General features: G+C 42.0%; 8 protein-coding genes. 7 read left to right on the forward strand and 1 reads right to left on the reverse strand.

Going from position 1 to position 8,893, the window contains the following annotated elements; translation table 11 throughout:
• Window positions 1-32: 32 nt before the first annotated feature.
• A complete protein-coding gene (proS, locus tag HC175_RS12700; RefSeq protein ID WP_168138875.1) occupies window positions 33-1,511 on the reverse strand; it encodes a proline--tRNA ligase in 1,479 nt (492 codons plus the stop codon).
• A gap of 73 nt (window positions 1,512-1,584) precedes the next feature.
• On the opposite strand from proS, the gene HC175_RS12705 reads away from it, so the two are divergent.
• The 7 genes from HC175_RS12705 (at window position 1,585) to HC175_RS12735 (ending at window position 8,173) form a co-directional block, all read left to right on the forward strand.
• Window positions 1,585-2,670: a hypothetical protein gene (locus HC175_RS12705; RefSeq protein ID WP_168138876.1), complete on the forward strand. Its 1,086-nt coding sequence runs from the start codon at window positions 1,585-1,587 to the stop codon at window positions 2,668-2,670.
• Window positions 2,671-2,691: 21 nt separating this feature from the next.
• Window positions 2,692-4,209, forward strand: coding sequence for an OmpP1/FadL family transporter (locus tag HC175_RS12710; protein WP_168138877.1), 1,518 nt, complete (start codon window positions 2,692-2,694; stop codon window positions 4,207-4,209).
• Between the two features lie 159 nt (window positions 4,210-4,368).
• Window positions 4,369-5,046 carry a GTP cyclohydrolase I FolE gene (gene folE, locus HC175_RS12715; protein ID WP_168138878.1) on the forward strand — a complete coding sequence of 226 codons (678 nt, stop codon included), beginning with the start codon at window positions 4,369-4,371 and terminating at the stop codon, window positions 5,044-5,046.
• Window positions 5,047-5,061: 15 nt separating this feature from the next.
• Window positions 5,062-6,549, forward strand: a complete 1,488-nt coding sequence (gene cysS, locus HC175_RS12720) for a cysteine--tRNA ligase (protein ID WP_168138879.1) — start codon at window positions 5,062-5,064, stop codon at window positions 6,547-6,549.
• Between the two features lie 15 nt (window positions 6,550-6,564).
• The gene (gene yidD, locus HC175_RS12725) at window positions 6,565-6,807 is read left to right on the forward strand and encodes a membrane protein insertion efficiency factor YidD (protein WP_168138880.1); all 243 of its coding nucleotides are present in this window, start codon (window positions 6,565-6,567) and stop codon (window positions 6,805-6,807) included.
• A 53-nt stretch (window positions 6,808-6,860) separates the two neighbouring features.
• Window positions 6,861-7,685, forward strand: a complete 825-nt coding sequence (gene lgt, locus HC175_RS12730) for a prolipoprotein diacylglyceryl transferase (RefSeq protein ID WP_168138881.1) — start codon at window positions 6,861-6,863, stop codon at window positions 7,683-7,685.
• Window positions 7,682-8,173: a DUF192 domain-containing protein gene (locus HC175_RS12735; RefSeq protein WP_168138882.1), complete on the forward strand. Its 492-nt coding sequence runs from the start codon at window positions 7,682-7,684 to the stop codon at window positions 8,171-8,173. Before lgt ends, HC175_RS12735 begins: the two co-directional genes overlap by 4 nt.
• Window positions 8,174-8,893: the final 720 nt, after the last annotated feature.

The raw sequence follows: 8,893 nt of genomic DNA on the forward strand, positions 1-8,893 counted from the left end.
GGCGCAAATGTAGAATAAATTTTTTTGAAATTTTAATACGCCTTTGCAAACAACACCCTGCCCGCAGAAGGTTTTCCTGTGTAAACACAGGTTCCTTCTTCTTTCTCACTATCAAAGGGAATCAACCTAATAGTAGCCTTTGTAAGCTCCTTGATCTTATTTTCTGTTTCAGCGGTACCGTCCCAATGTGCAGAGATAAAGCCGCCCTTGCTTTTCAACACCTCTTTAAACGATTCAAAATCATTTACAGGCGTGATATACTCATTTCTAAATGTAAGTGCCTTTTGATGAAGATTCTCCTGAATTTCGATCATTAGTCCTTTTACTTTCTCCACAACATCTTTCTGCGCCACAAATTCTTTACTAAGGGTATCACGCCTTGCCAGCTCCACAGATCCTTTTTCAAGATCCTTTGGACCTATAGCTATTCTCACCGGCACTCCCTGCAGCTCATATTGAGCGAATTTCCATCCCGGTTTCTGAGTATCCCGGTCGTCATATTTTACCGAGATTCCCTGCCCTCTCAACTCCTTTGCAAGCTCATTAGCTACAACAGAGATCTGTTCCAGCTGCTCTTCTCCTTTATAAATAGGTACGATCACAACTTGTATTGGAGCCAGATTTGGAGGCAATACGAGACCATTATCATCACTGTGCGTCATGATCAAGGCCCCCATCAATCTTGTTGATACTCCCCAGGAAGTAGCCCAAACATGGTCAAGACTTCCCTCTTTAGTAGCGAATTTAACATCAAAGGCCTTTGCGAAATTCTGACCTAGAAAATGTGATGTCCCTGCCTGAAGTGCTTTCCCATCCTGCATCATCGCCTCAATACAATAGGTCTCCTCTGCACCTGCAAAACGTTCACTTTCTGTTTTTCTTCCTTTTATTACCGGCATTGCCATGAAATTCTCGGCAAACTCGGCATAGATATCATTCATTTGTTCGGTCTCGGCAAGGGCTTCCGCTTTAGTAGCGTGCGCAGTATGCCCTTCCTGCCAAAGAAATTCGGCTGTGCGCAGAAATAATCTCGTACGCATCTCCCACCTTACCACATTTGCCCACTGGTTCACCAGGATAGGCAGGTCACGGTAGGATTGTATCCAACCTTTATAGGTATTCCAGATTATAGCTTCAGAAGTTGGCCTTACCACCAGTTCTTCCTCTAATTTTGCTTCAGGATCTACAATTAGCTTCCCCTTATTATCAGGATCGTTTTTAAGCCTGTAATGAGTTACAATTGCACATTCCTTGGCAAAGCCTTCAGCATTTTTTTCTTCAGCTTCAAAAAGACTTTTTGGAACAAAAAGGGGAAAATATGCATTTTGGTGTCCTGTTTCCTTAAACATTTTGTCCAGTTGCGCCTGCATTTTCTCCCAGATCGCATATCCATAAGGTTTGATCACCATACAACCTCTAACGGCAGAATTCTCTGCCAGGTCTGCCTTCACAACCAGTTCGTTATACCATTTAGAATAATCCTCCTTACGCGTAGTTAGGTTCTTTGCCATCTCCAGTCTTTTGGCACAAAACTTGCACCTTATTAATGAATTTTAGTTAACGCAAAACTAACTATTTTTATCTTTGTTCAATAATAAAATCGACGCCATGAATCTTTACTACAAGCTATTTAAACTTAGAGGCCCGGTATATGCATTGGGAGCTCTGTTTTTATTGGCTTCCTGTAGTTCTTATCAGTACGCCGGATATGACAATGACGGAATATATTCTTCGCCAAGTTCAGGCGAGGCCTACACTGCTAATGATTACGAGGAATCTTATGAAGACGCCTTATATTACAAGAACCTGTTTGGAGAAAAAGCCGAGCAGTTTGCATCTGTACCTGAAGAAGGAGCCATTTTTACAGACATAGAAAGCTATTCTTCCGGGCAGTATGAAGAGAACATGTTTGGGGAAGAAGGCCTTGCCTATGAACCCGGACGTGCTGCTTGGGGATCTGATCCCGATGAGATTTCCATAAATGTTTATAACCACTACGATCCTTATATATACGGTTTGGGTTACCCTCATTATGCCGGGTTCTACGACCCATTTTGGGCCCCTCATTACCGATATGGATACTATCCGCGTTTTGGTTACGGCTATGGTTATGGCTATCCTTACTACGGATATGGTTATCCTTTCGCCTACCACTCATGGGGTTGGAATATAGGCTGGAATTATGGATGGGGAGGTTATTACAACCACAGATATTCTCCTTATTATTCTAATCCTTACTTTCCATCACACAGGTATGATGTAGCATACAGCGCTTCAAGAAGAAACACCTATACTGCAGATGCAAGGTACAGAAGAACCAACGAGGATCGTGTTTCAAGGATCCAGAGCTATTCAAATACACGAAATGTTCGTGCCGCAGGAACAAGCCGAACCGACGCCAGAACATATCAAACCCGTACTGCGCGCGTAAGATCATCTGTTCCTGAGAGAAGATCCAGTGACAGCTACAGGACCTCTACTCAACGCAGTGAAGTTCCTACAGTGAGAAGAACTACACCACAAAGAAATCCTTCCACTCAAGCCCGAACCACGCGCTCAAGCAGCAGCAATAACAGCACCTATAGATCTTCATCATCAAATACAAGATCTTCAGGATCCAGCAGTTCAGGTTCATCTACCAGATCCAGTCGTGGTGGCAGAGGAAACTAAATGTTTAACAAACAGCCTTACATGAAAAAATTAATTTTTGCCTTCACAGCCATACTTGGTATGACTGTGGAGGCTCAAAATATTACAGATGCTGTACGATATTCATCTACAGATCTTAATGGTACTGCAAGGTATCGAGCAATGAGCGGAGCTTTCGGAGCGCTGGGAGGAGATCTTTCTTCTCTGGATGTCAATCCAGCAGGGTCTGCTGTTTTTTTAAGTAGCTCAGCCACTTTTACCCTCAACTTTGAAAATACCGAGAATGAGGTGAGTTTTAAAAATGGTTTTGGATCCAACTCCCACGGTAATTTTGACCTGGGACAAGGAGGAGCTGTTTTTGTCTTCAATAGTAATGATGACAACGCAGATTGGAAGAAATTTGCTCTTGCTTTCAACTACACAAAGACAGCAACTTTTGAGGATGATTACCTTGCTAATGGTACCAACTCCCGATCAATTTCTGAATATTTCCTTTCTTATGCCCAGGGTATAGCTTTGGATTATCTTGTTCCTGTACAGGGAGAAAGTCAAGCCGACCTTTATTCTTACCTGGGAGAAACACCCGGACTAGGATTTGGAGCTCAGCAAGCATTTTTAGGCTTACAAGGTGGTGTAATTCAGGTGAACAATCCTAATAATATTCCTGAAAGTGATCCTGGATATTATGATCTTAACTCGTATAGTTCTGCCCTAACTCCCGGAAGCTATGACCAAAAGTACTTTTACAGTGCTACCGGCTTGAATGGGAAATTCTCTTTCAATTTTGCTTCTCAATACCAGGATTTTCTATATCTGGGGCTCAATCTGAATACACATTTTCTTAATTATGAAAGGCTAACGTCTTTAGATGAAGGAAACTTCAATGCAAGTAATGAGTTTGTTTATTTCGAGGACCGTCTTACAACGCTTGGTAGTGGATTCAGTTTCCAGCTAGGAGCTCTCGCGCGAGCAGGTGAGAACCTAAGAATAGGAGCGGCCTTTGAATCTCCAACCTGGTACACTATTTCAGAAGAGACCTCTCAATTTATAGAGTCAGACATTGCTGTAGTGAATCCAAATGTTGTGAATATATATCCGGATTATAAGTTGCAGACACCGGCAAAATACACTGGAAGTCTGGCTTATCTTTTTGGTGCAAGTGCGCTTTTAAGTTTTGATTACTCCTACAAGGATTATTCAACAACCCAGTTCAAGCCAAAGGACGAACCCGCTTTTATTACCCAGAACAATATAATTTCAGAAGAATTAAAAGGCGCTTCGGTCTTTAGACTTGGCGGCGAATATCGCATTCAGGGATGGAGTCTTCGTGGAGGCTACAGGTTCGAAGAAAGTCCCTATCGCAACGAATCTACTGTAGGTGATCTTACAGGTTATTCTGCAGGATTGGGCTATAACTTCGGAAACATCAAGATCGATCTTGCCTATAATGGTTATGAGAGAGAATTGAATCCGCAGCTTTACCAAACCGGACTTACAGATACCATGAATATTCAGAAGAGAAATTCAGACGTCCTGCTTTCCATTAGTTTTGGTCTATAGCAGAAAACTGAGATAAAAAGTTAAACAGCCTTCGGGCTGTTTTTTTATATAAATAAAGGGCGCTTCAACTTAGCACTACATATTACCAAAAAAGGCTCAAAATATGTATCTTTGCAAGCTTAATTAATGAGTGTTTTAGACCCTTCTTTATTACCTGATATGAAAAAAGACAATTTTGACGAAGCCATTGACGAGATGGGAGATGCTTTTGTGAGTCCCAACACAGACACTCCAATGCGCAAAGATGCTTTTGATATAAGTGACCAAGAAAAGATTGAAAGTATTCAAAAGGATGTAAAAAGCATTCTTGAAACCCTGGGGCTTGATCTTACAGATGACAGCCTCAAGGGAACGCCAAAGCGGGTTGCCAAAATGTTTGTGAACGAGATCTTTGGAGGTTTACACCCAGAAGGAAAACCTAAGGCTTCAACTTTTCAGAATAAATATAAGTATGGGGAAATGCTTGTGGAAAAGAACATTACCCTCTACTCCACCTGTGAACACCACTTACTTCCTATCGTAGGGAAGGCCCATGTGGGCTACATCTCTAATGGTACTGTTGTCGGCTTATCCAAAATGAACAGAATAGTTGATTACTATGCTAAACGACCTCAGGTTCAGGAAAGGCTTACGATGCAGATCGTTAAGGAGCTACAGGAAGTTCTGGGAACTGAAGATGTTGCATGTGTTATTGACGCCAAACATTTGTGCGTGAATAGCAGGGGAATTAGAGACATCGAAAGCAGTACGGTTACAAGTGAGTACGGTGGAAGGTTCAAAGATCCTGAAGCAAGACGAGATTTTCTGGATTATATCAACCTGGAAACAGAATTTTAATTCCTTTACAACTTTATGGCACTATACAAGCAGCAGGAACTTAAGATCTACAATTCAATATCGGGAGAAAAGGAAGTTTTTAAACCCATAAATGAAGGCGCAGTAGGGATGTATGTTTGCGGTCCCACCGTTTACAGTAACGTCCACCTTGGAAACTGCCGCACCTTTATTTCTTTCGATCTTGTTTTCAGGTATCTAAAGCACCTGGGCTATAAAGTGCGTTACGTTCGGAACATTACCGACGCGGGCCATCTTGAAAACGATGCAGATTCTGGTGAAGATCGCATTGCCAAGAAAGCACGCCTGGAGCAGATCGAACCTATGGAAGTTGTGCAACGCTACACGGTGGATTTTCACAACATCCTTCAAAAATTCAACAACCTGCCCCCAAGCATTGAGCCAACTGCTACTGGTCATATTGTTGAACAGATCGAGATCATTAAAGAGATCATTGACAAAGGCTACGCTTACGAAGCCAATGGATCTGTATATTTTGATGTACTCAAGTTTAACGAAACCCATGACTACGGCAAACTTAGTGGCCGAAAACTGGAGGACATGATCCCAAACACCCGGGAACTTGCAGCCCAGAGTGATAAAAAAAATCAGCAGGATTTTGCCTTGTGGAAAAAGGCAGAACCACAACACATTATGCGGTGGCCCTCTCCCTGGAGTGATGGTTTTCCTGGCTGGCACCTTGAATGTACTGTAATGAGTTCAAAGTATCTGGGAGAAGAATTTGATATTCACGGAGGTGGAATGGATTTGAAATTCCCTCACCACGAATGTGAGATAGCTCAAGGCGAAGCAGCTACAGGAAAAAGTCCGGTGAATTATTGGATGCATGCCAATATGCTTACCCTTAACGGGAAGAAAATGGCAAAAAGCACGGGAAATAATATTTTGCCGAATGAAATCTTTACAGGTGATAATCCGAATCTTGAAAAAGGATTCCCTCCCACAGTCGCCCGTTTTTTCATGCTGCAGGCTAACTACAGGAGCATTCTGGATTTTTCAAACGATGCTTTGCTGGCGAGCGAAAAAGGCTTTCAACGACTTATGGATGCCTATCACCTGCTCGATACCCTTGATACGGGAGGAGGTTCAGATTTTCAAGTAGCTGAATGGCGTCAAAAATGCTATGATGCCATGAATGATGATTTTAACAGCCCTATTCTTATTGCACAGCTTTTTGAAGCTGTAAAGCAGATCAACATCATCAAGGACGGAAAAGCAAAGATCACAAACGAAGATCTCGATCTGCTCAAAAAAACCATGGCCGACTTTATTTTTGATGTGCTGGGCCTTGTGGACACCACCGAAGCTACAGCTAATGATTTCGGAAATAAATTGTCGGGGGCAATAGAACTTCTCATTAAATTAAGAGCAGAAGCAAGAGCTAATAAAGACTTTGCTACAAGTGATAAAATCAGGGATGAACTGGAGGCTATGGGCATTCAGTTAAAAGATGGAAAGGAAGGCACCAGCTTTTCAATTGAATAACTAAAAAGGAAGTGTGTGAAAAAGTGGCTAACATATCCGCTTATCGCATTGGTAAGATTTTATCAACGCTTTATTTCCCCCTTCACCCCGGCTACCTGCCGCTATACTCCAACCTGTTCCCAGTATACCATAGAAGCCCTTAGAGCACATGGCCCTTTAAAAGGAAGCTGGCTCTCCATAAAGCGTATTCTTAGCTGTAACCCCTGGGGCGGCAAAGGTTATGATCCTGTTCCCGAAAAACTTCCGAAGGAAAAATAATTCCTTAAAGTCAACAAATATGTATCTTTACCTACCAACCTTAAATTCACTTCATGCTTTTCAATAAGATCTACTGGAATCCTTCCGAAGGAATTGATCTGGGATTTTTCGTTATACATTATTACAGCCTCATGTTTGTCATTGCCTTCACCATAGGCTGGTATCTCATGAAAAGTATTTTCCAAAGAGAGGGAATTTCCCTGGAGAAACTTGATTCCCTGTTCATATACACGGTTTTGGCGACGCTTATTGGAGCGAGATTAGGACATGTTATATTTTATGACTGGGATTACTTTCAAAATCACCTGCTTGAAATATTTCTACCTGTGCGTTTCGAACCTGAGTTTGAATTCACAGGCTTTCGTGGCCTCGCAAGCCATGGAGCAGCTATAGGGATCATTACCGCCATGTACCTCTATTCGAAAAAGGTACTGCAAAAACCGGTACTATGGATCCTTGACAGAATAGTAATTCCAGTGGCCTGCGGCGGAATCTTTGTGAGAATTGGGAACTTCATGAACTCCGAGATCATTGGAAAACCTACCAACAGTGACTTTGGCGTAGTTTTCACAAAATTGGGAGAGGATTTCGCGAGACATCCTGCTCAGTTGTACGAATCCGCCTGTTACATTGTAGTCTTTGCCATACTGTGGTTCACCTACTGGAAGACCTTGAAAAGAGAAAAACTCGGCTATATCTTCGGACTCTTTCTTGTGCTCCTATGGTCTGTAAGATTCTTTGTTGAGTTCGTAAAGGAACCACAGGTAGGAGAAAGAATAAACTGGGTACTTAACACTGGGCAGTGGCTGAGTATTCCATTTATCCTGGCTGGTTTTTATTTCATGTTCAGGCCTTCCACAAAAACCAGAGTGAAATGAGCAGAAAAAACACCTTTTTGAGCCTCTTGCTGGTAATACTTCTTTTCTCAGCCTGCAAGCAAAACGACGTTCCTAAGAAAACTGTGGTAGCAGCCCCGGTTGCCTTTAAACAGGAAGCAGAAGCCTACCTTACTAAAACCTCCGGTGATACTATTCAGCATCTGAAATTAGAAATTGCCGACAATGATTACGAGCGGGAAACTGGCCTAATGTACAGGCAAGCCATGGACCAGGATCAGGGCATGCTTTTCATATTTGAGCAGGAAGAACCACGTGGCTTCTATATGAAAAATACCCACATTCCTCTTGACCTTATATTCCTGAACGCCCAGCGCAAGATCGTGAGCATCTCTAAAAATGCACAGCCTGAAAGTCTCGAGACCATTCCTTCCAACCTGCCAGCACAATATGTATTGGAGATCAATGGCGGACTATCCGATCAATGGAATCTGGAAACAGGTGATAGCTTAATTCTGAATAGAGATTGATCAAGAATACCTCCTTAAAATATCATTTTTGAAGCCTCACCTCGTGGGGCTTTTTTATGTGCCATTCCTAGCTCCTTACTTTTCTAACTGGCTGATGGTTTTAATTACTTTAAATCCATTATGACAAAAAAGGTCGGCCGATCAGGTGTCTAATAGGGCTGTTTCCGTCACTCAAGGTCAGGTGAAAATCGCACCAACTCAAGATGGTCGCTATTTTGGAGTACAAGAGAGAGCAAGGATTTTCCTTTCTAAAGCAGCAACATAATTACGGTCGAAATAGAAATTCAGTAAAAATTCGAAGGTTCAGCATACAGCAAAATAGAGTTTAAGAACCCGCGGAGCGACTTATTTTTAGTAAAACCGATCAATAAAGGAGCTCCGGAACAGCAAAACTTTCTAAGAGAAGTAAAACGCTCCTATGATTAAATTCATCCCTCAAGAAATATTCCCTATTCATCCCACGGAAATCTAGAGCAACTAAGGACACGACTTTAAAGCATTGTCTCTTTCACTATATCACGTCAAAAAACATCTTTCTTGAGGTACCACTGCATAAAAAAAGCCTTCCCAAGGGAAGGCTTTTCTTTAAATATTGACCCGTCCTGAAATAAGTTGACAACAAATCGACTTATTTATGAAATCAATAACAAACAAAGCAGTTAAACGGACACAGAAGGATTACAACTTAGGCTTTAAATTGGCAGTAGTATCCCAGGTAGA

The sequence above is a fragment of the Salinimicrobium oceani genome (assembly GCF_012037645.1).